Origin of the sequence: Flavobacterium sp. IMCC34518, assembly GCF_027111095.2 — a bacterium.
Lineage (GTDB): Bacteria > Bacteroidota > Bacteroidia > Flavobacteriales > Flavobacteriaceae > Flavobacterium > Flavobacterium praedii.
Genome location: NZ_CP114284.2, coordinates 496,646 through 520,000, shown reverse-complemented (window position 1 = coordinate 520,000; position 23,355 = coordinate 496,646). Strand labels below are relative to the sequence as shown.

General features: G+C 34.9%; 22 protein-coding genes, 2 tRNA genes and 2 rRNA genes (1 of these 26 running past the window's edge). 9 read left to right on the top strand and 17 right to left on the bottom strand.

The window, feature by feature from the left end:
- The 5 genes from OZP06_RS02160 to OZP06_RS02140 form a co-directional block, all read left to right on the top strand.
- Positions 1-179: ribosomal RNA gene (locus OZP06_RS02160) — 23S ribosomal RNA — on the top strand (it extends 2,710 nt beyond the left edge of the window).
- Between the two features lie 148 nt (positions 180-327).
- Positions 328-437: ribosomal RNA gene (gene rrf / locus OZP06_RS02155) — 5S ribosomal RNA — on the top strand.
- A 61-nt stretch (positions 438-498) separates the two neighbouring features.
- Positions 499-571, top strand: a tRNA-Phe gene (locus tag OZP06_RS02150).
- A 4-nt stretch (positions 572-575) separates the two neighbouring features.
- Positions 576-661: transfer RNA gene (locus OZP06_RS02145), tRNA-Leu, on the top strand.
- 177 nt (positions 662-838) lie between these two features.
- Positions 839-1,789, top strand: a complete 951-nt coding sequence (locus tag OZP06_RS02140) for a nitronate monooxygenase (protein WP_269223488.1) — start codon at positions 839-841, stop codon at positions 1,787-1,789.
- A 484-nt stretch (positions 1,790-2,273) separates the two neighbouring features.
- Here OZP06_RS02140 and OZP06_RS02135 read toward each other — a convergent pair whose 3' ends face one another.
- The 14 genes from OZP06_RS02135 to OZP06_RS02070 form a co-directional block, all read right to left on the bottom strand.
- The gene (locus OZP06_RS02135) at positions 2,274-2,600 is read right to left on the bottom strand and encodes a hypothetical protein (protein ID WP_281324176.1); all 327 of its coding nucleotides are present in this window, start codon (positions 2,598-2,600) and stop codon (positions 2,274-2,276) included.
- A gap of 3 nt (positions 2,601-2,603) precedes the next feature.
- Entirely contained in the window at positions 2,604-4,010 is a 1,407-nt protein-coding gene (locus OZP06_RS02130) for an NADH-quinone oxidoreductase subunit N (protein WP_281324175.1), read from the bottom strand.
- Between the two features lie 35 nt (positions 4,011-4,045).
- Positions 4,046-5,539 (bottom strand): NADH-quinone oxidoreductase subunit M, encoded by a 1,494-nt coding sequence (locus OZP06_RS02125; RefSeq protein WP_269223485.1) that lies wholly within the window; start codon positions 5,537-5,539, stop codon positions 4,046-4,048.
- Positions 5,540-5,548: 9 nt separating this feature from the next.
- Positions 5,549-7,477 carry an NADH-quinone oxidoreductase subunit L gene (nuoL, locus tag OZP06_RS02120; RefSeq protein ID WP_269223484.1) on the bottom strand — a complete coding sequence of 643 codons (1,929 nt, stop codon included), beginning with the start codon at positions 7,475-7,477 and terminating at the stop codon, positions 5,549-5,551.
- 12 nt (positions 7,478-7,489) lie between these two features.
- A complete protein-coding gene (gene nuoK, locus OZP06_RS02115; protein WP_269223483.1) occupies positions 7,490-7,807 on the bottom strand; it encodes an NADH-quinone oxidoreductase subunit NuoK in 318 nt (105 codons plus the stop codon).
- A complete protein-coding gene (locus OZP06_RS02110; RefSeq protein ID WP_269223482.1) occupies positions 7,804-8,325 on the bottom strand; it encodes an NADH-quinone oxidoreductase subunit J in 522 nt (173 codons plus the stop codon). Before OZP06_RS02110 ends, nuoK begins: the two co-directional genes overlap by 4 nt.
- Before the next feature lie 4 nt (positions 8,326-8,329).
- On the bottom strand, positions 8,330-8,806 hold the full coding sequence (locus OZP06_RS02105; protein ID WP_269223481.1) for a 4Fe-4S binding protein: 477 nt from the start codon (positions 8,804-8,806) through the stop codon (positions 8,330-8,332).
- A 5-nt stretch (positions 8,807-8,811) separates the two neighbouring features.
- Positions 8,812-9,864, bottom strand: a complete 1,053-nt coding sequence (gene nuoH / locus OZP06_RS02100) for an NADH-quinone oxidoreductase subunit NuoH (RefSeq protein WP_269223480.1) — start codon at positions 9,862-9,864, stop codon at positions 8,812-8,814.
- Between the two features lie 21 nt (positions 9,865-9,885).
- Positions 9,886-11,007 (bottom strand): NADH-quinone oxidoreductase subunit D, encoded by a 1,122-nt coding sequence (locus OZP06_RS02095; protein WP_269223479.1) that lies wholly within the window; start codon positions 11,005-11,007, stop codon positions 9,886-9,888.
- 6 nt (positions 11,008-11,013) lie between these two features.
- Positions 11,014-11,475 (bottom strand): NADH-quinone oxidoreductase subunit C, encoded by a 462-nt coding sequence (locus OZP06_RS02090; protein ID WP_281324174.1) that lies wholly within the window; start codon positions 11,473-11,475, stop codon positions 11,014-11,016.
- Positions 11,476-11,569: 94 nt separating this feature from the next.
- On the bottom strand, positions 11,570-12,130 hold the full coding sequence (locus tag OZP06_RS02085) for an NADH-quinone oxidoreductase subunit B (protein ID WP_269223478.1): 561 nt from the start codon (positions 12,128-12,130) through the stop codon (positions 11,570-11,572).
- Positions 12,121-12,471 carry an NADH-quinone oxidoreductase subunit A gene (locus tag OZP06_RS02080; protein WP_269223477.1) on the bottom strand — a complete coding sequence of 117 codons (351 nt, stop codon included), beginning with the start codon at positions 12,469-12,471 and terminating at the stop codon, positions 12,121-12,123. Before OZP06_RS02080 ends, OZP06_RS02085 begins: the two co-directional genes overlap by 10 nt.
- Before the next feature lie 31 nt (positions 12,472-12,502).
- The gene (locus tag OZP06_RS02075) at positions 12,503-13,516 is read right to left on the bottom strand and encodes a 2-oxoacid:ferredoxin oxidoreductase subunit beta (protein WP_281324173.1); all 1,014 of its coding nucleotides are present in this window, start codon (positions 13,514-13,516) and stop codon (positions 12,503-12,505) included.
- 2 nt (positions 13,517-13,518) lie between these two features.
- A complete protein-coding gene (locus tag OZP06_RS02070; protein ID WP_269223474.1) occupies positions 13,519-15,372 on the bottom strand; it encodes a 2-oxoacid:acceptor oxidoreductase subunit alpha in 1,854 nt (617 codons plus the stop codon).
- Between the two features lie 163 nt (positions 15,373-15,535).
- Between OZP06_RS02070 and OZP06_RS02065 the strand changes: the two genes are divergently transcribed.
- Positions 15,536-15,886 carry a 4Fe-4S dicluster domain-containing protein gene (locus tag OZP06_RS02065; protein ID WP_269223473.1) on the top strand — a complete coding sequence of 117 codons (351 nt, stop codon included), beginning with the start codon at positions 15,536-15,538 and terminating at the stop codon, positions 15,884-15,886.
- A 144-nt stretch (positions 15,887-16,030) separates the two neighbouring features.
- Positions 16,031-19,567: a pyruvate:ferredoxin (flavodoxin) oxidoreductase gene (nifJ, locus tag OZP06_RS02060; protein WP_281324172.1), complete on the top strand. Its 3,537-nt coding sequence runs from the start codon at positions 16,031-16,033 to the stop codon at positions 19,565-19,567.
- A gap of 128 nt (positions 19,568-19,695) precedes the next feature.
- On the opposite strand, the gene OZP06_RS02055 is transcribed toward nifJ, so the two are convergent.
- Positions 19,696-20,133: a DUF4268 domain-containing protein gene (locus OZP06_RS02055; RefSeq protein ID WP_269223470.1), complete on the bottom strand. Its 438-nt coding sequence runs from the start codon at positions 20,131-20,133 to the stop codon at positions 19,696-19,698.
- 89 nt (positions 20,134-20,222) lie between these two features.
- Between OZP06_RS02055 and OZP06_RS02050 the strand changes: the two genes are divergently transcribed.
- Positions 20,223-20,876: a CoA pyrophosphatase gene (locus OZP06_RS02050; RefSeq protein WP_269223469.1), complete on the top strand. Its 654-nt coding sequence runs from the start codon at positions 20,223-20,225 to the stop codon at positions 20,874-20,876.
- Positions 20,877-20,975: 99 nt separating this feature from the next.
- Complete coding sequence (locus OZP06_RS02045) at positions 20,976-21,785, top strand: lysophospholipid acyltransferase family protein (RefSeq protein ID WP_281239146.1); 810 nt, start codon at positions 20,976-20,978, stop codon at positions 21,783-21,785.
- A gap of 69 nt (positions 21,786-21,854) precedes the next feature.
- Here the strand turns inward: OZP06_RS02045 and OZP06_RS02040 are convergent, their stop codons facing one another.
- Entirely contained in the window at positions 21,855-22,508 is a 654-nt protein-coding gene (locus OZP06_RS02040; protein WP_269223468.1) for a hypothetical protein, read from the bottom strand.
- Positions 22,505-23,008, bottom strand: coding sequence for a sigma-70 family RNA polymerase sigma factor (locus tag OZP06_RS02035; protein ID WP_281239147.1), 504 nt, complete (start codon positions 23,006-23,008; stop codon positions 22,505-22,507). The genes OZP06_RS02040 and OZP06_RS02035 overlap by 4 nt, the downstream gene beginning before the upstream one ends.
- Between the last annotated feature and the right edge of the window lie 347 nt (positions 23,009-23,355).

The following is a 23,355-nucleotide window of genomic DNA, read 5'->3' as shown; positions in this document are numbered from 1 at the left end:
GAGCATCGCAGAGTAGCTACGTTTGGAAGGGATAAGCGCTGAAAGCATATAAGCGCGAAACCCACCACAAGATGAGATTTCTTTTAAGGGTCGTGGGAGATGACCACGTTGATAGGCTATAGATGTAAAGGCAGTAATGTCATAGTCGAGTAGTACTAATAACCCGTAAGCTTATGTACACCTTTTCTCCCGACTCCGGTCGGGAGAAGAAACTTTCTAATACTTTTTATATTCTTTATCTCAGTATGTTAAGATATTACTATAATTATGAATTGTGAATTATCAATTGTTAATTATAGATGATTGCCCAAAGCAATTGTAACCTCTTAAGGTGGTTATTGCGGCGGGGCTCACCTCTTCCCATCCCGAACAGAGTAGTTAAGCCCGCCTGCGCAGATGGTACTGCAGTTATGTGGGAGAGTATGTCGTCGCCTTTCTTTTTAAAAACCCTTCATAAATTGATGAAGGGTTTTTTGTAAAAATAGTTTATTCTATTTTGGTACCTTAGCTCAGATGGTAGAGCAATGGACTGAAAATCCATGTGTCCCTGGTTCGATCCCTGGAGGTACCACTATGCTCGGATGGTGAAATTGGTAGACACGCTGGACTTAAAATCCAGTGAACAGCAATGTTCGTGCGGGTTCAAGTCCCGCTCTGAGTACAATAAAAACTTTATTTAGCTTATGCTAAGTAAAGTTTTTTTAGTTTGCACTAGTTTTTAAATGGAATGGAATCAAAACCTGTGGGGAAGCAAAAAGCATGCTTTTAATTAATTTTTCAAATACTATTCATGCGTAGTATATTATGTTATATTTGTGAAATATAAAAAATATATGTAATGACAAAACCTTCACTAACTGCTCTTTTACAGATTAATAAGCCATTAATTATGGCACCAATGTTTTTGGTTTCGAATACAAAAATGGTTATTGAAGGTATGAAATCGGGTGTTGCAGGTTGTATTCCGGCTTTAAATTACCGTACTTTAGACGAATTGCGTGCTTCTATTATCGAACTTCGAAATGCGAAAGTAGAAGGAGGTAGTTTTGGATATAATTTAATTGTCAATAAATCAAATATAAAATACAAGGATCAATTAGCGGTTTTGTGTGAAGAAAAAGTTGACTTTATAATCACTTCTTTAGGTTCGCCAGAAGAGACTATACATGCAGCCCATAAAGTTGGAATTAAAGTTTTTTGCGATGTTACGGATTTAGCTTTTGCAAAAAAAGTAGAAAGTTTGGGTGCTGATGCATTAATTGCTGTAAACAATCAAGCTGGTGGGCATAGAGGTTTACTTTCTGCTGAGGAATTAATAAGAGAATTAAATTTGAATACAACTTTACCCGTTATTTCTGCGGGAGGTGTTGGTACAAAGCAAGAATTGGAAACAATGTTACGCTATGGAGCAGTTGGTGTTTCTGTGGGAAGTCCTTTTATAGCTTCGTTTGAATCGGGTGTTTCACAGGAATATAAACAAGCATGCGTTGATTATGGTGCAAAGGATATTGTGTTGACCGAAAAAATATCGGGTACACCTTGTACGGTTATCAATACGCCTTATGTTCAGAAAGTAGGTACGCAACAAACTTGGTTGGAAAAAACGTTGAATAAAAATAAATCGCTAAAAAAGTGGGTAAAAATGATTCGCTATATGATGGGATCGAATGCTGTTACTAAAGCGGCAACACAAGTAACCTACAAAACAGTTTGGGTCGCGGGTCCAACAATTGAGAATACAACTGAAATTACCTCTGTCGCCGAAATCGTTAAGAAACTAACTTTGTAATTTTGGATTTTAATAATTAATAGTGTTGCATTAAATACCGCATTTAATTATTTCTTTTGGTTATAAAAAAATATAAGGTCAATACATTTGTTTTGAAAACTGAATTGCGAGAGGGATGGACGCTGGCTACCGAAGTAGCGCAAACAGCCCGACCGCTGTATAGAAAGGGGGTGAATAAGCGGTATGCTTATTTTGCCCCCTTTCTATAATGGGGTCTCGCCCTTATTATTTAAACCCAGATTCCGCATTAGAAATCTACTACATCTGAATTCTTCTGCAAAATCAAGCACTTTTTTCACACTATTTTATTTTATTTTGGAGTTCAAGATACGCTTCGCTTGGTTCTCCCATTTTTAAAATCAAAATACAAAAGTATTCCTCATTTAAAAATAGTCCGTGAGCACTTGCTTTTATTGAATAATTCTGCTTCGTTACAAAGTCTAATGCGGAATCTGGGTTAAATTAAAAACTGAATTATTTCTGGTTACGAATTCTTCCAATATTGTGGTTTGGTTGCATTTGTTCTTTGAAACCAGTAGTCTTGGGTTACTCTATGGCCGTCTTGGGTTTTTAATTTTCGTTCGAATATCCAGATGGTAGGATTGAAAACCATATCGGTGACTGCAACGGTAAACAATTGAGGGTCTTCTTCGTTTTTTTTCTTTTCTTCATCAAGTATTACTTCAAAACCATTGTGTTCCAATAGTTTTTTCAAGAAATTGGAACGACTTTCATCTACTCCTTTTTCGACAAAAGTGACTCTGGTTTCGCCAATACTTCCAAATGAATGTTTTCCGTCTAGTGATGCCATAACTTATTTATTAAATATGTTGCTTAATTCAAAAATGTAATCGTAAAGCGGACTGTATAAACCAAGAACTAGAATCCCTAATACTGAAATAATAAGTCCCAAACGCATGTAAATTTTGTTATTAAAAAAAGGAATAGGGTTTTCATTTTTTCTGATAAACATTGCTCTCACCACCAACAAATAATAGTAAAGCGAAATAGTTACGTTGACAACAGCTAAGAAAACCAATAGATAATATCCTTTGCTTGCAGCGGCTGCGAACAAGAAAAATTTACCAAAAAAACCTGCTACTGGAGGTATTCCGGCTAATGAAAACAAAGCTAGCATCATCACGAGACTGAGGTTGGGGTTTGTTCTATAAAGCCCATTATAATCATCTCTATTTTCTTTGCCTGTTTGTAATGAAATGGCTTGTACAACTCCAAAAGCGGCTAAATTGGAAAAAATGTAAACAAGTACAAAATAAACTACCGTTGCGGTTCCTAATTGTGTTCCCGAAATTAGTCCCAATAATATGAAACCTGCTTGTGCTATTGAGGAGAAGGCCAAGAAACGTTTCATGTTTTGTTGGCGTAAAGCAAACAAATTTCCAATAAACATAGTGGCTATTGCAATGACATAAATAATGTTTTCCCAAATGTGCATTAATGGTTTTAGGATTGTAAACATTAAAATCATTAAAATAAAAGCGGAAGATCCTTTTGATATAACGGATAAATAAGATGCAACTCCAATTGGCGCCCCTTCATACACATCTGCAGTCCAAAAATGAAACGGAACCAACGATATTTTGAATGCCAATCCCGAGAAAAACAGAATAGAACCCAATAGTGTTAAATTGGTACTCGTTAAAAGTTTTAGGAGATCCTCAAAATAGATCGAACCTGTCGAGGCATACAACAATGAGATTCCAAATAAGGAAACTCCCGAAGCCAATCCAGCTGATAATATAAATTTGATGCCGGCTTCACTGGAGATTCTTTTGGAGGTTTCCCAAGCAACCAAAGCAGCCACAGGTAAGGTTGCTAATTCTAATCCGATATAGAACATTAGAAAATCACCTGATGAAATCATAAAATACATTCCTAAAAGAGAAGAAAATAAGAGCATAAAAAACTCGGTTCCTTTGTTTAAATGCACCATTTTCTCTTGAATCCAATCAGCCGATTGAAGCAATACTATCAATACTCCAACATTAAGAACATTTTTGAAGAAATGAATTAAGGTATTGGTACGAAACATTCCGCCAAATAAGCTGCTTTCTTCGATTGTAAAAAAACCTATTATGGTATGAATTCCAAATAAGAAAAGGGCTAAATGTACGATGCTTGATTTTTTGTTATTGGGTATGAAAATTTCGCCTACAATTAGCAATAAAATAATTGCCAAAAGGAAAATTTCTTGTCTCATTATATTAAAACTGTTCAAATCCATTTTTGTTTTTTTTAATGATTTAGTACTCCTTGAATGAATGGTTGTATACTTGCCATTGTCATATTACTTAACCAAAGTGGGGCAACTCCCATACCAATCATTGGAATTAATAATAGCATAATACCTGTTATTTCGAACCAAGTTACTTTTGGTAAATCCAAAAATTCTTCATTTTTTATGGGTCCCATAAGCATTATTCCTAGAACTCGAAGAATGTAAACTGCTGTTACTACAATTGCCGATACTGAAATTATGGTAGCTACTCTATAAAACATTTCTTGGTGTTGAAAAGCACCAACAAAAATGTTCATTTCGGCCACAAAACCACTAAATCCAGGCAATCCCAGCGAAGCCAAACCTGCAATAACATAAATAACCGATATGAACGGCATCACCTTCAGAAGACCTCCCAATTTGGTAATGTCCCGAGTATGTGTCCTTCCATAAATCATTCCTATTAAGGCAAAAAATAAGGCTGTCATAAATCCATGTGAAAGAGATTGTAAAATAGCACCGTTCCAAGCCGTTTTGTTCAACATTAATAAAGTAAACAACACCATACCCAAGTGACTTACTGAGGAATAAGCATTTATATATTTAAGGTCGGTTTGGTATAATGCTCCAAAGGCTCCATAAATGACTCCTGTTGCAGATAATATAATGAAAAACCAAGACCATTCTATTGCTCCTAGCGGTAATAAAAACATGGCAATTCTAAAAACGCCATAGCCTCCTAATTTCATCAAAACTCCTGCATGAAGCATTGATACTGCAGTTGGAGCAGAGGCATGACCATCTGGAGACCAAGTATGAAATGGAAACAAAGCGCCTAATACTGCAAACCCAATAAAAGTAAATGGAAAAAATAATTTCTGTGCTTCAAATGGGATGTGTACTTTGGCAATTTCCAAAATGTTGAATGTTAAGGCACCTCCATCTGCGTTCGAATTAAAGTAGATTCCCAATACACCTACTAATAAAATAGCAGAAGCTCCCATTAACATTAGCGTTAATTTCATTGCCGAATATTCTTTGGGACCTGACCCCCAAATTCCAATTAGCAAATACATTGGAATTACCGCAATTTCATAAAATACAAACATGGTAAACAGATCAATGGAAATAAAGAATCCATACACTCCTGATGCTAAAACCAAAAGAGAAATGAAAAATTCTTTGGGTAAATCTTCTGTTTTCCATGAAATAAAAACACCTGCTAAAACTACAATTGAAGTCAATAATAATAGCGCCACCGAAATGCCATCAACGCCAATGGCATAATGAATGTTGAAATTTTTAAACCAAACCGTATCTTGAGTAAAGAGCATTACGCTGTTGTTTATAGCTCTTTCTTTAAAATAGGCAAAGACCAAATGAATCGCCATACCCAATTGGATGATACTTCCAACCATCGAAATAGTTCGTGCCTGTTTTAATCCTTTGGTAAAGACCAAAGCAATAATGGTGAGTACAGGTACAATTACAAAAAGTGATAAAATATCCATATTATTTAATTAGTTTGTCCATAAATAAATAAAAACCAAAGCTATAACTACAACACCCGAGACAAAAAACATAGCATAATCTTGCAACCTTCCTGATTGTAATCCTTTTATTTTTTGAGAAACGAGTACTGTTTTGTTACCAATACCTTCCATCGTGCCATCAACATATTTTTTATCGAATTTGGCAATTGGCGTTGATATAAGGTTGAAAATAATTTTTTTGGTAACGAACATATATATTTCGTCAAAATAAAATTTATGATACGTCCATTTATAAAACACTCCAAATCCACTGGCAAACTTTTGGGCTAATTCATTTTCTTTTTTATAGAATACCCAAGCCAAAATAATACCCGTCAATCCAGTACCTACTGCTACAGCTGCTAATGTGTAATCTAAATGCCCTTCGAACCCAATTTTGTCGGCAGTTACAAATTCGCTAAAAGGAATAAAACCTGCTACAATACTCATAAAGGCCAAGAACAATAAAGGAAAAGCCATTGACATTGGTGATTCATGAGGCGTGTGTTTGTATTGGGTTTCTTTGCCCCAAAATATTCCAAAATAAAGGCGGAACATATAAAAAGCGGTTAATCCCGCCACGAAAAGGCCAACAAAATAAAGCAATTGATTTTTTTCGAAAGCAGCAACCAAAATTTCATCTTTACTCCAAAAACCTGCAAATGGAGGAACTCCTGCTATTGCCAATGCTGCAATCAAAAACGTAATATTCGTAATGGGCATGTACTTGCGTAATCCTCCCATATCTTTTAAATAGTTACTGTGTACAGCGTGAATCACAGAACCAGCCCCTAAGAATAACAAGGCTTTGAACATGGCATGAGTAAACAAATGAAACATGGATGCCATATACCCAACGCCTTCTTGACCATTGTAACCAGAAACTCCCAACGCCAACATCATATACCCAATTTGAGACATAGTTGAAAAAGCCAAAACTCGTTTAATATCCGTTTGAGTAATGGCAATTATAGCGGCAAACAAAGAAGAGAATGCGCCGACATAAGCCACAACATTCAAAGCAAATCCATTTTCTACGAAATAATACATTGGAAATAATCTAGCCACCAAAAAAACACCCGCGACAACCATTGTTGCAGCGTGTATTAAAGCAGAAACGGGTGTTGGTCCTTCCATAGCATCTGGTAGCCAGATGTGCAAAGGAAACATGGCCGATTTTCCAGCTCCACCCATGAATATGAGAAGCAGTGCCCAAGTAATTACAGACAATCCCATAAAAGAGGAAGCTCCCCAATGCAAAAGCAACCCTTCTCCTTCTGGATTGACGGCATTTAAAGTCTGAAAATCAAAAGTACCAGCGTAATATCCGACGATCAAAATTCCAATCAAGAACCCAAAATCAGCAAATCGAGTTACAATAAAGGCTTTTTTTGCAGCGGCCACTGCCGAAGTTTTCGTGTAATAATAACCAATTAGCAAATAAGAGGAAACACCCACTAATTCCCAGAAAATGTAAATTTGAAAAAGATTTGTCGCCAATACCAATCCAAGCATTGAAAAAGAGAATAACGATAAAAAGGCAAAGAACTTGGTATATCCATCGTCGCCTTTCATATATCCTCGACTATAGATGTGAACCATCAAAGAAATTGTCGTTACCACGATGAGCATCATTACAGTAATTGGGTCAATCAATATTCCCATATCAATATGCAAGGTATCTGTAAAGTTCATCCATACGGTTTTTTCGACAAATGTTTGGTAAACTCCTTCGACTTTTCCCAAAACAAAAAAGTATTGGTAAGCTGTATAATAAGATAGAGCAGCCGAAATCGACAATCCCAAAACACCAATGTATCCAGAAACGGCTGGTTTGATTTGCTGGTTAAAAATTCCCAAAAGCAAGAACACAGCCAGTGGAATTAACGGAATTAAAAAAATATAAGTTATGTTCATGTTTTCAGAATATTAGTACTTCATAATTTCAGTGTCCTTCACTTCTACAGAGCTAATTTGTCTATAAAGGTTGATAATAATTGCAACAGCTAGAGCGGTTTCGGCAGCAGCCACTGCTATGATAAAGATGGAAAAGAAAACACCTTGTAAAGCGTCGGGATATAAATACTTGTTGATGACAACAAAATTTACAGCTGAAGCATTTAAAATTAATTCGAGAGAAATTAAAATTGAAATCAAGTTTTTTCGAGTAATAAACCCATAAATACCTATAAAAAACAGGATAGAAGTAAGGGTGAGAATTTCGTATATGCTTATTCCTGCTATCATAATATTTCTTCGTTTTTAGTTAGTTTGTCACCTTTACCTATGATTATTGCTCCAATTATTGCTGCTAATAATAAAATACTGATTACTTCAAAGGGCAAAATAAATCCTCCAGCCTCGTAGTTCAAAAGTCCCATTCCAATATCCGATACTGTTGTGGCTTTTGTGTTTTCTATAACTTTAAAATCATTCGAATAAATAGTATATAAAAAGATAGAAAGTCCAATCAAACAAATAAAAGCCGTTAGAAATTGTTTTGATTTTTTAGCAACTTCCAGTTCCATTTCAATATGATGAACCAAAAGCACCGAAAATATGATGAGCACAATTATACCACCTGCATAAACGGTAAGTTGAACGGCAGCTAAGAAATTATAATCAATCAAAAAATAAATTCCTGCTATTCCGATGAGCACAAATAGTAGATAAATAACGGATCGAAGCATTTGGCGACTGGTTACAGAAGCAATTGCACCAACAATCATTATCACTGACAAAATATAAAATACAATTTTTTCCATAAGATTAATCTTCAAGTCCAGACACCACTTTTGATCCTGGTTTGTTTAAAACTCTAGTTAAGTATTTTCTATCGTAAACCGAATTTTCAAAATTCTGAGCCCATTTGATAGCATCTGTTGGACAGGCTTCAATACATAAACCACACATGGTGCACATTCCTAAATGGTAAATATGTTTGTCTATTAATTTTTTCTTTTTGCCCGTTTCAGGATCAATTTGTCGATCCCAAATAATTTCGATACTTCCGTTTGGGCAAGCCAACTCACATTTTTGACAACCTGTACACCGATGCAAATTATTTTCATCATGAGGCATAACAACTTCGCCACGAAAACGATCAAACATTTTTAAGGTATCTCTATTGTCGGGATATTGTTGGGTTATAGCCCCTTTTCTGGAATGTAAAAAATACTTTCCAGTAACACTCATTCCCGTAAGCAGTGTTTTAACGCCATTATATATATCAGAAAAATAACTCATGACTTTTAAAATTGAATGGTTAGTTTTAGTAATACGATCAAGGCCATTATTACCAAGTTTAATAGATTTAAAGGGAGTAAATATTTCCATTCTAATACGAGGAGCTGATCAATTCTTAATCTTGGAAATGTCCATCTAAACCACATCATTAAAAAAATGATAACCAAAGTTTTACTCAAAAACCAGAATACGCCCAAAAGAGGTATCGATTCGGTTATGCCAAATGGGGATAAATATCCGCCAAAGAAAACAGTGGTCGCTATAGCTGAGATTATAAACATATTAATAAATTCGGCCAAGAAGAAATACGCAAATTTCATCCCAGAATATTCCGTGTGAAAACCAGCACCCAACTCAGATTCGGCTTCTACCAAATCAAAAGGAGCTCTATTGGTTTCTGCTGTTCCAGCAATCATATAAATACAAAAGGCAATGATTGCAGGAATGTGTCCTTGTACAATAAGCCAACCGTTTTTTTGAACTTCAACAATTTCCGAAAGTTGTAACGAACCCGTCATTAAAACCATTGTTAATAATGACAAACCAACAGATAGTTCGTAACTAATGGTTTGAACCCCGCTTCGCATGGCGCCGATTAAAGCAAATTTATTGTTGCTACTCCATCCTGCCAATAAGATTCCGATAACACCAATGGAGGAAATTGCTATTAAAAAGAAAACACCAATATTAATATCAAATGCTTGGAATTCTTTCGAAAAAGGGAAAAGAGACAAGGCCATTAATGCAGAAACGATAACAAAATAAGGAGCTAAATTGTATAAAAATTTATCAGCTTTTATGGTTCCTGTCAACTCTTTGGATACCAATTTTAAAGCATCGGCCATGGTTTGAAAAACACCTTGATATCCCACTCTATTTGGTCCAATTCGCAATTGAAACCATGCTGCAACTCTTCTTTCGAGCAAAACCAAGTACAATCCAGCAACAGCAAAAACAGCAAGATAAACTACGGCTATCAAAACCATTTCAACTATACTTGCAACACCAGAAGGCATGAGGCTAAAAAGCCATTCGTGAATATTTTTTGTAATGTTCATTGTTACATTTATTTTTTACTGTTATCGATCAATATCTGGGATTACTAGATCCAAAGTTGCCATTGTTGCTACCAAGTCTCCAATTTTTCCGCCAACAGCAATGTGATTTAATAAGGATAAGTTGGAAAATCCAGGTGATCGAAATTTTATTCGATAGGGATTTTTGGTTCCGGTACTTATGACGTAAACTCCCAATTCTCCTCTGGCTGTTTCTACTCTTTCATAATATTCGCCAGCGGGTAATTTGATTACAGCATCTGTGGTTACTTTGAAATCACCTTCGGGAATATTGTCAATTAATTGCTCAATTATGGATAAGGATTCCCACATTTCTAGAATACGAACTTGGTAACGAGAATAGGTGTCACCTTCCGTTTTTAGAACTTCATTAAAATTTACTTTGTCAAAAGCACTATACGGATGATGTTTACGTACGTCACAGGAGTAACCAGAAGCTCTTCCGACAGGTCCCGATGCTCCATAAGAAATAGCAGCTTCTTTGGACAAAACTCCAATTCCTTTCATTCTTTTTTGAAAAATAATATTGCCGGATAATAGCAAATCGTATTCTGGAAGTTTTGTTTTGAAATGAGCGATAAATTCTTTGGTTCTTTTTACAAAGTTGGGATGAATGTCAAACATCAATCCGCCTGGAACATTGTAGTTCATTGTTAATCGAGCTCCACAAGTTTCTTCGAATATATCATTGATTAATTCTCGATCTCTAAAACCATAAAAATAAGTTGTCAAAGCGCCTACATCCATACCCATAACTCCCCACCACAATGTATGTGAAGCTATTCTAGTCAATTCATCGAGTATGGTGCGAATGACTTTTACACGATCAGGAATTTCAAGTTGCAGAGCGTTTTCAACAGTTAAGCAAACTGCTTCGTTATTAATATGAGAAGATAAATAATCCATTCTATCTGTCAAATGGACAATTTGTTGGTAGCTGTCTCGTTCGCTCATTTTTTCGATAGAGCGGTGGATGTATCCCAAATCGGGTTCTACTTTTTTGATTATTTCACCATCTATAGTCAATAACAACCGCAAAACCCCATGTGTTGCGGGGTGTTGTGGTCCCATGTTGATGAAATATTCTTCGGATTTAAAATTGTTGGTTATGGTAGCTGTTTCCATGTTTACTTATTTGATTACCATATTAATTTCATCTACATAGTCTTTTCTTAACGGAAACCCGTCCCAATCTTCGGTCAAAAAGAGTCTTTTTAAATTAGGATGATTTTTGAATTTTATTCCAAAAAAATCAAACACTTCTCTTTCATGAAATTCGGCTGTAGCCCAAATATCATAAACCGAATCAAATGTTGGGTTTTCTCTATCTTCCGTTTTAACTTTTACTACAATAATATGTCGGTGTACGGTTGATTCTAAATGGTAAACAACTCCTAATTCTTTTCCCCAATCTACACCGCTTAAGCAAAATAAATAATCAAAACTGGTTTCAGAATTATTTTTTAATTGCGTCATTAATTGGTGCAAATGTTCGGGTTGAACAGTACTATTTAAAAATTGAGATTTCTCTTCTGTAAATTCCAATTCGGGAATCCAACTGCTTATTAAATTTTGTAATGCTTCGTTTGTCATAATTTGTAATATATTAAAACAATTAATTGAGGTACGAGTTCATAGAATACAAATAGAGGTTTGAAATCTTAACTCACTTCTCACTTCTCACTTCTCAAAGTCCTTCATCAAACCCATCAATAGGAAAAACTTTATTTTTCATACTTTCGGTTCTTATTTTTGCTTGTAGCATTAACATTCCTTCTAATAATGCTTCTGGTCTTGGAGGACAACCAGGAACATAAACATCAACAGGAATTACATGGTCAGCACCTTTTACAACGGAATACGTATTGTAAAAGAAAGGACCTCCTGAGATAGCACAAGCTCCCATAGCGATAACATATTTGGGTTCGGCCATTTGATCATACAAACGACGCAGCACTGGAGCCATTTTGTTTACAATTGTTCCTGCTATAATGATTAAATCGGCTTGTCTAGGCGAAGGTCTTGCTACTTCAAAACCAAATCTGGAGTAATCGTGACGAGCCGCTCCGGTTTGCATCATTTCGATAGCACAACAACTCGTTCCAAAGTATAGCGACCATAAAGAATTTGATCTTCCCCAATTGATTATTTGGTCTAATGATGTAATGACAACATTTGCGCCATTTCCTGCAGGAATTACTTTTCCTGGGAAATCAGCTGGTATTTCGGGTGCAGTATTTATTCCCATTTTAATGCTTCTTTTTTCCAAGCATAGGCTAAGCCTAAACCTAATATTACTAGAAATATGATAATCTCATAAAAGGCCACCATTCCAATTTTTTGAAAAACAACCGCCCAAGGTATTAAAAAGGCTACCTCAACGTCAAATACTAAAAACAAAATGGCGTACAGATAATAACCAACTTTAAACTGAACCCAAGTAGGACCAATTGTAGTCATACCACTTTCATAAGGTTCTCGTTTTTGGGAGTTGTCTGATTTTGGTGAAATTAAATTAGAAAGAAAATTGGCTCCTGCTACTAGAATGATTCCGGCCAACAAGAAAACTATAATTGCTTCTGAACCCATATTGATAAATTTTGAATTATTATTATCTTAATTATTTTACTTCGTAAGTTTCTCCTGAAAAGAATAAATCATCCGTTTTGGAAAAATTAGAATTTGCTTTGACTTGTGCTGTTAATTCTTTTTCTCTTTCTTCTAAGGTAACATCGCTAAAACTTCTAATTACCCCCATTGCAATTGGATTTTGTAATCGAACCAGCATTTGGTGCATAGTTGGATCTTGTTCTTTGGCATTGTGTACCAATATATCTTCTTGGGTAATTCCATTTTCTCCGATGGTTACTACTTCTAATTTTAATCCATTTAACACCAATCCTTTGTCTCTATTTTTGCCAAAAATCATTGGTTTTCCGTGTTCCAAAAAGATTTGCTTGTCATCTTTTATTTCTTTGTCTGTGATATGATTGAAGCATCCATCATTAAAAATGACACAATTTTGAAGAATTTCGATTAGGGACGTTCCTTTAAATTGATGTGCTTCAATAAAAATTTGTCCCATTTCTTTTGGGCTATTACCTCCAATTCTGGCAAAAAATCGAGCTTGTGCACCTAACGCGAGTTCACCCGGCGAAAACGGCGGTTGAGTGTTACCATAAGGCGAAGATTTTGTTTTTTGTCCAATTAATGAAGTAGGCGAAAATTGCCCTTTGGTTAATCCATAAATTTCATTATTGAACATTATGATATTTAAATCTATATTTCTTCGAAGAACATGGATAAAATGATTGCCACCAATTGCCATCGAATCACCATCACCAGTTGCTATCCAGACACTTAATTTGGGATTGGCCAATTTTATACCCGAAGCAATTCCGGGTGCTCTTCCATGAATACTGTGTATTCCATAAGTTTCCATATAATAAGGAAAACGAGAGGAGCATCCAATTCCAGAAACAAAAACCACATCTTCTTTGGCAACATTCATTTCAGGAAGCGCTTTTTGCATGGTACGCAAAATCACATAATCATCACAACCAGGACACCATCTTACTTCTTGATCAGTAGTAAAATCTTTAAGGGTGTATTTATTTATAGGAGTAGTTTCCATAATTATACCAGTTCTTTAAATTTTTGAATCAAATCATCGTTAGCATATGGTAATCCTTGAATTTTATTGAATTTTAAATAATCAAACTGACTGAATTTGATTTTTAGAATACTAGCAAATTGGCCGCTGTTTAATTCGCAAACCACAATTTTTTTGAATCTAGACAGAATTTCTTCCGTATTTTTTGGCAATGGATTAATGTAATTGAAATGTGCTAAACCAATAGAAGTATATCCTTCTTGATTGATTTGTTTTACTGCAGAATGCAACGAACCATAAGTACCGCCCCATCCAATAACTAATAAATCTCCTTCTTGGGCAAACTCCACTTCTTGGTTGGGTATATTAAATTTTACACGTTCAATTTTTTCGGCTCGAATTTTAGTCATCTCCTCATGATTTAGAGGATCATAAGATATATTTCCAGTAACCGCATCTTTTTCGAGGCCACCAATTCGATGTTCTAAACCTGGTGTTCCTGGAATTGCCCAATTGCGAGCAAGTGTAATTTGATCTCTATCATAAGGATGCCAATTATCTTTAACTTCAAAAATTCGATTGTTTTTAATGGCAGGCATTTCAGAAACGGTTTTTATTTTCCAAGGAGCAGAACCGTTCGCAATGTATCCATCGGTCAATAAAATAACAGGAGTCATATGTTCTATAGCAAGTCTTGAAGCTTCATAAGCAAAATTAAAACAGTTCGCAGGTGTACTTGCGGCAATTACAATTAATGGGCTTTCCCCATTTCTGCCATACATGGCTTGCAGTAAGTCGGATTGTTCTGTTTTTGTAGGCAATCCAGTAGAAGGGCCACCACGTTGTACATCTACAATAACCAGGGGCAATTCAACCATTATAGCCAATCCAATTGCTTCTCCTTTTAAAGCCAAACCTGGGCCAGAAGTAGTAGTTATGGCCAAATCTCCTGCAAATGCTGCTCCAATGGCAGATGTGATTCCTGCAATTTCATCTTCTGCTTGAAAAGCTTTTACGCCAAAATGTTTGTGTTTTACCAATTCATGCAAAATATCGGTTGCGGGAGTAATTGGGTATGAACCCAAGAATAATTCCAGTCCCGTTTTTTCGGCAGCAGCAAGAAATCCCCAGGCAGTTGCGGTATTTCCCATTATAATTCTATAAGTTCCAGCAGGCAATTTTGCTGGAGAAATGGTATAGGAATTCGGAATTAGTTCGAGTGTTTCGGCATAAAAATATCCTGCATTCAACACCTTAGTATTCGCTTCTATCAAATGAGGTTTTGATTTGAAGGTTTTATTAAAAAAATCAATAGTATGTTCTTTGGAACGATTGTACATCCAGTAAATCATTCCTAAGGCAAACATATTTTTGCTCCTAGAAATCGTTTTTACATCTAGACCAGAAACATCTTTAAGGGCTTCTTTAGTTAATGAAGTCATGTCTACCAATAGTACACGGTAGTTATCTAGACTTCCATTTTCCAATGGATTAGTAGAATATTCAGCTTTTTCTAAATTTTTTTTATTGAAAGAATCAGTATCTACTATTAAAGTATGACCCAATTTTAAAGCCCTTAAATTGGTCTTTAAAGCTGCTGGATTCATTGCTACTAATAGATCTACATTATCACCAGGTGTACTGACTTCAACACTACCTATATGAACTTGAAATCCAGACACACCATACAAGCTACCTTGAGGCGCTCTAATTTCGGCGGGATAATTTGGAAAAGTAGCAATGTCGTTGCCAAACATTGCAGAAGTATCTGAAAATTGTGTACCTGTAAGTTGCATTCCATCTCCGGAATCACCAACAAATCGAATTACTACAGCTTCTAGAACTTCGGGTTGAAGTTTTGTGTTGTTTGCAGTCATAATTTTAAGTTTAAAAATATTAAAAACTATAAAAAAGCAATTCCGTAACTAACAATCAGGAAGTAAATTTAATTGTACTTATTTTATAAAAATATGACGAAAGTCATAAAAAGTTAAAATTATCATATCTAAATTTACTAATAATTATTAAATTCTAAAAAACATGGCTATTATTATAACAGATGAATGCATCAACTGTGATGCATGTATTTCAGAGTGTCCTAACAATGCAATCTATGAACCAGATGATAAATGGTCTTATTCTGATGGGTCTTCTTTGAAAGGAATGGTTAAAACTCCAAAAGGAGTAGATGTGGATGCCGATGAAGAGAATGAACCTCTTTCTGATGAATTCTTTTATATCGTATCAGACAAATGTACCGAGTGCAAAGGTTTTCATGATAAGCCTCAATGTGCTTCTGTTTGTCCGGTTGACTGCTGTATTCAAGACGAAAATCATGTTGAAACAGAAGATGAATTGCTACAGAAAAAAGCTTGGTTACATAATGAGTAGTTGGTAATATTAAAAAGTTAAGACATCCTTTTGAATTAATTTAATGGGAGTTTTAACTTTTTTTGTTTTTTATAATTAATGCTATCGGTAGTTTGCAGATGGGTTATATAAGCAAATTGGAGATGGTGAAAACAACTTTATGATATGAATAATAAAATTTTTCCAAAATTAATTTGTGATGGTAACGAAGCAGTTGCAATCATTGCGCACAAAACGAATGAAGTATGCGCTATTTACCCAATTACTCCATCATCCCCAATGGGTGAGCATGCAGAGTTATACAGTTCCAAAGGAAAAACCAATGTTTGGAATAATGTTCCTCGAATTGTAGAAATGCAAAGCGAAGGAGGGGCTGCAGGAACGGTTCATGGTTCTTTGCAAGCTGGTGCTCTAACTACTACTTTTACAGCTTCTCAAGGGTTATTATTAATGATACCTAATATGTATAAAATTGCAGGGGAATTATTGCCTTGCGTTATACATGTAGCGGCACGTACAGTTGCAACACATGCCTTATCCATTTTTGGAGATCATTCTGATGTTATGGCTTGTCGACAAACTGGTTTTTCAATGCTTTTTGGAGGTTCAGTTCAAGAAGCCCATGACTTTGCATTGATTTCACAAGTCACTACCTTAAAATCTAGAGTACCAATTTTAAACATATTCGACGGTTTTAGAACATCTCATGAAATTTCAAAAATAGACGGTATTCCAGATGATATTATCAAAGCAATGATGCCAGAAGATAAAATCATGGAACATAAAAAAAGATCTTTGGATCCAGATCGTCCTGTTTTAAGAGGAACTACCCAAAATCCAGATGTATTTTTTCAAGCTAGAGAAGCCTGTAATTTATTTTATGATAAAGTGCCTGCAATTGTTCAGGAAGTTATGGATGAATTCTACGAACATACAGGACGTCGATACAATTTGTTTGATTATATAGGACATCCAGAAGCCGAACGTGTGATTATCATTATGGGGTCGGCAGAGGGGCCTGTCAAAGAAGCTCTTGATGCACTTTTAAAACAAGGTGAAAAAGTTGGGGTATTACTTGTTCGTTTATTTAAACCATTCTCTATAGCTGGTTTTGTTGATAAACTACCCAAAACTGTAAAAAAAATAGCAGTGTTGGATAGAACCAAAGAACCTGGAAGTATAGGGGATCCTTTATATCTAGACATTGTTGCTGCTCTTGTTGAAAGCGGAAGAGAAATGCCAATTGTTGTTGGCGGTCGTTACGGATTATCATCCAAAGAATTTACTCCTGCAATGGTTAATGGTGTATATGAGGAACTGTCAAATTCAAAACCAAGAAATCACTTTACAATAGGTATAAATGATGATGTAACTTTCAAAAGTTTGTATTACGATCCCTCTTTTGATTTTAAATCAACAACAATCAATTGTATGTTCTATGGATTAGGTTCTGATGGAACGGTTGGGGCTAATAAAAATTCGATCAAGATCATTGGTGAAACCACTGATAATTATGTTCAGGGCTATTTTGTTTATGACTCTAAAAAAGCCGGAGCTCAAACCATTTCACACCTTCGTTTTGGGCCAGATCCAATAAATTCCAATTACTTAATTGATAAAGCAGATTTTATTGCCAGCCACAAATTTAATTTTATTGAAAAATTCAATATGATTGCTGATTTGAAGCATGGTGGTACTTTCTTACTCAACTCACCTTATTCTAAAGATGAAATTTGGGACAGATTGCCTTTGCAAATTCAAAAAGGAATTATTGAAAAAGAAGTTAAATTTTATGTTATAGACGCTACTAGAGTTGCTCAAGAAGCCAGTCTTGGAAAAAGAGCCAATACGATCCTTCAAACTTGTTTCTTTGCCATTTCGGGTATTTTACCTAAGGATGAAGCGATTGAAAAAATTAAGAATGCAATTGTAAAATCTTATTCTCATAAAGGAGAGAAAGTAGTGAAAATGAATTTTAATGCAGTTGATAAAGCATTAGAAAATTTACATCAAGTTGATTATCCAAAAGTAGTTTCAAGTGAAAAATCAATGCTTTCTGCAATGCGAAACGCACCTGATGGATTTGTTACCGAGGTTTTAGAGAAAATTTTGGCTGGTTTCGGAGATGATCTTCCTGTCAGTGCCTTCACTGTAGATGGAACTTTCCCAACAGGAACTTCTCAATACGAAAAAAGTGGTATTGCCGACTTTATTCCCGTTTGGGATGATGAAAGTTTGTGTACACAATGTAATAAATGTGTTGCTATTTGTCCTCATGCTGCAATTCGTTCCAAAGTAGTTTCTAATGATGAATTAGCTGGATTGCCAAGTTCATTAAAAAGTGCACCAGCAATTGGAAGACCTTTTGCCAAAGAAAATGAATCCTATATTTTACAGGTTTCACCTGAGGATTGTACCGGTTGTGATCTTTGTGTGGCTGTTTGTCCAGCAGTGAGTAAAGAAAAAGAAAACTTCAAATCCATCAATATGCACAAGAAAATTGAAGTGGATGTAGTCGAAAATGTCAACTGGGATTATTTTGAAAAATTATCCTATTATGATCGTGCCGCTTTGCAATTGTCAACTGTAAAAGGCTCTCAATATTTGGAGCCATTATTTGAATTCTCTGGGGCTTGTTCTGGTTGTGGTGAAACACCTTATATTAAATTGATTACCCAATTGTATGGAGATAGCATGTTGATCGCTAACGCAACAGGATGTTCTTCAATTTATGGAGGAAATTTACCAACAACTCCTTACAAAACTAATGAGTACGGTAGAGGACCAGCTTGGGCGAATTCACTCTTTGAAGATAATGCCGAATTTGGGTTAGGATTAAAATTAGGTTTATCCAAAAAACAAGAAATCGCAGTTGGATTATTAAAATCCTTAGAATCAGAAGTTGGTAGCGAATTAGTAAGCGCTATTTTGAATAATGGTGAAGAAACTGAAGCTCTTAAAAATGAAAAATTCGCTCAAATTGAAGCGCTAAATAAAATCTTGGTCAAAATCCAAAACAATGACGATGCTAAGAAATTGAGTCAATTGACAGAATATCTTCGTAAGAAAGCAGTTTGGATTTTTGGAGGTGATGGTTGGGCTTATGATATCGGATATGGTGGTGTAGATCATGTACTATCAACTGGTGAAGACATTAATATTATTGTTTTGGATACCGAAGTGTATTCAAACACAGGTGGTCAAGCTTCAAAATCTACTCCTTTGGGGGCAAGTGCTAAGTTTACCATTGGAGGTAAAAGAACCAGTAAAAAAAGCCTTGGACTTCAAGCTATTTCTTATGGTAATGTTTATGTAGCTCAAATTGCCATTGGCGCCAAAGATTTGCAAACGCTGAAAGCAATTGAAGAAGCAGCTGCATATCCTGGACCATCATTAATTATAGCCTATTCTCATTGTGGGGAACATGGATATGAGTTGAAAAATGGTGTTAGCCAACAAGAAAAAGCGGTAGAAAGTGGGTACTGGCCTCTCTTTAGATTTGATCCTTCTCAGCCAAAAGGAAAAAAATTCAAATTAGATTCCAAAGCACCAAGTATTCCTTTAAGCGACTTTATGTACAATGAAACTCGTTTTACAAGGGTAGTTAAAGAAAATGCCGAATTAGGGGCTGAATTGCTTACCCGAGCTCAAGAAGAAGTGGATACAAAATGGGAAAGACTAGAATTATACAGGGATTTATAGTCAATTCTAATTTGTTTAAAATAATTTTAAAAATAATGCAATAGGGTTGTTGACAAAAACCTCCGATTGATTTTTAAATCAAAAGGAGGTTTTTTAATGATAATAAAATGAAAAAATTGCATTCAGGACTATATTTCAATATCCTTTATGAATCCATCATATTCTAAATAAAACAATTCTAAAGCATTCATTTTTTCATGGAAAAAATCAAATATCTCATCCCAATACTTACGATTACTTACACTTACATTTAATTTTTCAACCCAAATACGGCTGATGGTTTTTCCATTTTCCAAAGTATGATTTCTTTCATAGACCAAATCTTTGACAAATTCCTCTTCTATAATATTTTTTAGGGCCACTAATTTGTCAAAATATTGCATTCTCAATTCCTTGTTTCGCATTTCAATATCGATATGTACTTGAGCTTTGGTATTTTCTACATAAAATTTAAAAGAAAAATCTTTTATTTTCGTGTCATACAACACCCATTTTCTGGGGTATTTTTGAGCAAATTCAACCCAAAATTCGTGTTTAAGTTTTTGATTTTCTTCCTTACTATACATACTATTTGGTTTTTGTGTTGAAAACTTGTTTGACACTGTTTTCTAAACTATATTTATAATTAATTTGTTTGCAAAAATAAACTTTGATTATGGATTTTCAAGACTTTTTACAAATTGTTCCTCATTTGAGTGCTGTAAATCTTCCTGGAGAAGCAGCTCATAATGTTATGGTGCCGCAACAGCGTCTTGAAATTACTAAAAAAATTAATTTTGATGAAATAAAACCAAGGAATGCAGCCGTAATGATGTTGTTCTATCCAAAAGACGGAATAACAAATTTGGTCTTAATTGTTCGAAATTCCTATATAGGAGTGCATTCTTCCCAAATCGCTTTTCCAGGAGGCAAGTATGAAACAGAGGATGCCAACTTTGAACAAACTGCTCTAAGGGAAACTCATGAAGAAATTGGCGTCCATTCGAGTAAAATTCAAGTGCTGAAAGCATTTACACAATTATACATTCCTCCTAGTAATTTTATGGTTTATCCTTTTTTGGGAATTTGTCGAGAGGATCTGTTTTTTTATCCGGATCCTACCGAAGTGGCAGATATAATCGAATTGCCATTGACTACTTTTTTAAGTGATTCTATCGTAATTAATACCTTTATGACAACTTCTTACGCCAAATCTATTGAAGTGCCGGCATTCCAAATAGAGAAACATATTGTTTGGGGGGCAACCGCAATGATGTTAAGCGAATTAAAAATTGTTTTAAATTCCATTCTGAATAAAACCAATTTATAAATAGGGTCAATTTGTTAAAAGGAGGCCGTTTTTAGTATTTAAAAAGGAAAAAAAATCGTAATTTTGCAATCCCAAATCTTAAAAAAAACAATCTATCTTATGGGATTATTTAAGCGAAATCCTTTTGGACACATTCTATTTATAAAAAAATGGTTGATTCGAATCTTCGGATTTATTAGCCACAGAAGGTATCGTGGTTTTAACGAACTGCAAATTGAAGGTTCTGAAATTATTAAAAACCTACCAGATACCAACGTACTTTTTATTTCCAATCATCAAACTTATTTTGCAGATGTAACAGCCATGTTTCATGTCTTTAATGCCAGTTTAAGCGGTCGTGAAGATTCTATTAAGAATGTTTGGTACATGTGGAATCCTAAATTGAATATGTATTATGTAGCAGCCAAAGAAACTATGAAAGCAGGATTACTGCCGAGAATCATGGCGTATGCAGGTGCAATTTCAGTAGAACGTACTTGGCGTGCCAAAGGCGAAGATGTAAAAGAAAAAAAAGATGTAAATCCAAATGATACCGAGAATATTAAAATTGCATTAGATGATGGTTGGGTAATTACGTTTCCTCAAGGCACAACCAAATCGTTTAAACCTGTTCGAAAAGGCACAGCACATATCATAAAACAACACAGACCTATAGTTGTTCCAATAGTAATTGATGGTTTTCGACGTTCGTTTTGCAAGAAAGGTTTACGGATGAAAAAGAAAGGAATCCTTCAATCCTTCATCATCAAAGAACCTTTGGATATCGATTACGATAATGATACCATTGATGAAATTGTAGAAAAAGTAGAATACGCCATAGAGCAACATCCTTCTTTCTTAAAAGTAATTCCATTAGAAGAACTTCAGGAACAAGAAGAATTGAATAAAAAAAGACAGTGGGATTATTAGAAAGTGAGTCGTGAAAAGTGAATGGTTAACATTTGATTTAACTATTCACTTTTCACGACTCACTTAAAATTACAAATCAATTTTCTTTAATTCTTCAAAGTTATTCTGCAAACGCTTTAATAAAATCCCATAGATTAATTTGTAAATCAGCCAGAAAGCGCAGGTAAAAATTGCTGTGGCTATAATTAATACTAAGAAAGATATTAATGCAATATTCAAGGGCATTTCGGGATGGACAACACCATTTTTTGAGGCACCTTCCAAATAGCCTTCATAAAATAAATAGCCTCCAAAAATGATAAAAAATACGGCAAAAAACGTTAAGTTAAACGCAATATATTGTTTGACCACTCTTCGTGTTTTTAATATCGTAGCGATGAGTTTTTTGGTATTATCATCTACCGCAATTTTACGATACATCGTATAAAACTTAAAAATAAAGAATAAAATCACAGCATACAATATCACAGTCGTAGCTATATAATATCCATAAACACCCAAGTGTTTAATTAATTCTACATTTTTCTCGTCGTATTTGGTAAACGATAAAGCCAATCCTAGGACTAGTCCCAATCCCAGTTCTAAAATACTAATTATAAAAATCCACTTCACCACCGATGAAGATCGTTTGTGAATCATTTTGTAAATCTCGTTTTCCGATATCTGTTCAAAAGAAGCAGCGTTCTTTTTCCAGTCTTTTTTTAATAAATCCAACTCTTTCATACGCCTAATGGATTTAATATTTTTTTTAATTTCCCTTTTATTCGATTCATTTTTACCCTTGCATTCACTTCACTAATTCCTAAAGTTTCCGAAATTTCGGTATAATCCTTGTCTTCCAAATACATAAATACTAACGCTTTTTCAATATCATTCAGCTGATAAACTGCCTTATACATCAATTTCAACTGCTCCTCTTCTTCATAATTATATTCTATGTCATGCGTAAAATGTTGTCTACCTTCGTACTCAACTGTTGCAATGCTGCGCTTACTCTTTCGATACAAAGTAATTGCCGTATTCAAAGCGACTCGATAAGCCCAAGTCGAAAATTTACTTTCCCCCCTAAATTTAGGAAAAGCTTTCCACAACTGAATCGTGATTTCCTGAAACAAATCCTTATGAGCATCCTCCCCAGACGTATACAATCGACAAATCTTGTGGATTATATTCTGGTTTTCTTGCAGTTGCTTGACAAAAGAAGGTTCTAGATTTTCACTCATAGTTCATTAGTACGCCGCCCGCACATTTTGTTACAAATCGACACATTTTTTATTAAAATAATCAAAATAATTAGAAGCAGAAATTGATCATTCATAGCATCTTTTCTCCCGCTGTCATTCCAATCTTTTTGAGAACTTTGTCAAAGTTCAAAACTTTGACAAAGTTCTCAAAAAGGATTTTCCCTTCCATCGGGGCTACTCCAGAAATTTAGTTTTTCATTAGATCTTATAGCTTAATCCTATAAATAACAGCATTTGTTAAAATTAATTTTCAAACCCTATAATTCATGTAAGTTTTTAGGTTGAATAATACTATATAACTGTCCGTAACTCATACAAAGAGTCTA

Excerpts from the sequence above, each read along its gene's own strand:
- OZP06_RS02130 (WP_281324175.1), bottom strand. The coding sequence starts at position 4,010 with ATGAGACAAGAAATTTTCCTTTTGGCAATTATTTTATTGCTAATTGTA.
- OZP06_RS02050 (WP_269223469.1), top strand. The coding sequence starts at position 20,223 with ATGGATTTTCAAGACTTTTTACAAATTGTTCCTCATTTGAGTGCTGTA.
- OZP06_RS02055 (WP_269223470.1), bottom strand. The coding sequence starts at position 20,133 with ATGTATAGTAAGGAAGAAAATCAAAAACTTAAACACGAATTTTGGGTT.
- OZP06_RS02085 (WP_269223478.1), bottom strand. The coding sequence starts at position 12,130 with ATGGGAATAAATACTGCACCCGAAATACCAGCTGATTTCCCAGGAAAA.
- OZP06_RS02125 (WP_269223485.1), bottom strand. The coding sequence starts at position 5,539 with ATGGATATTTTATCACTTTTTGTAATTGTACCTGTACTCACCATTATT.
- nuoK (WP_269223483.1), bottom strand. The coding sequence starts at position 7,807 with ATGATAGCAGGAATAAGCATATACGAAATTCTCACCCTTACTTCTATC.
- OZP06_RS02065 (WP_269223473.1), top strand. The coding sequence starts at position 15,536 with ATGGCTATTATTATAACAGATGAATGCATCAACTGTGATGCATGTATT.
- nifJ (WP_281324172.1), top strand. The coding sequence starts at position 16,031 with ATGAATAATAAAATTTTTCCAAAATTAATTTGTGATGGTAACGAAGCA.
- nuoL (WP_269223484.1), bottom strand. The coding sequence starts at position 7,477 with ATGAACATAACTTATATTTTTTTAATTCCGTTAATTCCACTGGCTGTG.
- OZP06_RS02075 (WP_281324173.1), bottom strand. The coding sequence starts at position 13,516 with ATGGAAACTACTCCTATAAATAAATACACCCTTAAAGATTTTACTACT.
- OZP06_RS02135 (WP_281324176.1), bottom strand. The coding sequence starts at position 2,600 with ATGGCATCACTAGACGGAAAACATTCATTTGGAAGTATTGGCGAAACC.
- OZP06_RS02110 (WP_269223482.1), bottom strand. The coding sequence starts at position 8,325 with ATGGAAAAAATTGTATTTTATATTTTGTCAGTGATAATGATTGTTGGT.
- OZP06_RS02095 (WP_269223479.1), bottom strand. The coding sequence starts at position 11,007 with ATGGAAACAGCTACCATAACCAACAATTTTAAATCCGAAGAATATTTC.
- OZP06_RS02045 (WP_281239146.1), top strand. The coding sequence starts at position 20,976 with ATGGGATTATTTAAGCGAAATCCTTTTGGACACATTCTATTTATAAAA.
- OZP06_RS02090 (WP_281324174.1), bottom strand. The coding sequence starts at position 11,475 with ATGACAAACGAAGCATTACAAAATTTAATAAGCAGTTGGATTCCCGAA.
- nuoH (WP_269223480.1), bottom strand. The coding sequence starts at position 9,864 with ATGAACATTACAAAAAATATTCACGAATGGCTTTTTAGCCTCATGCCT.
- OZP06_RS02105 (WP_269223481.1), bottom strand. The coding sequence starts at position 8,806 with ATGAGTTATTTTTCTGATATATATAATGGCGTTAAAACACTGCTTACG.
- OZP06_RS02080 (WP_269223477.1), bottom strand. The coding sequence starts at position 12,471 with ATGGGTTCAGAAGCAATTATAGTTTTCTTGTTGGCCGGAATCATTCTA.
- OZP06_RS02140 (WP_269223488.1), top strand. The coding sequence starts at position 839 with ATGACAAAACCTTCACTAACTGCTCTTTTACAGATTAATAAGCCATTA.
- OZP06_RS02040 (WP_269223468.1), bottom strand. The coding sequence starts at position 22,508 with ATGAAAGAGTTGGATTTATTAAAAAAAGACTGGAAAAAGAACGCTGCT.
- OZP06_RS02070 (WP_269223474.1), bottom strand. The coding sequence starts at position 15,372 with ATGACTGCAAACAACACAAAACTTCAACCCGAAGTTCTAGAAGCTGTA.
- OZP06_RS02035 (WP_281239147.1), bottom strand. The coding sequence starts at position 23,008 with ATGAGTGAAAATCTAGAACCTTCTTTTGTCAAGCAACTGCAAGAAAAC.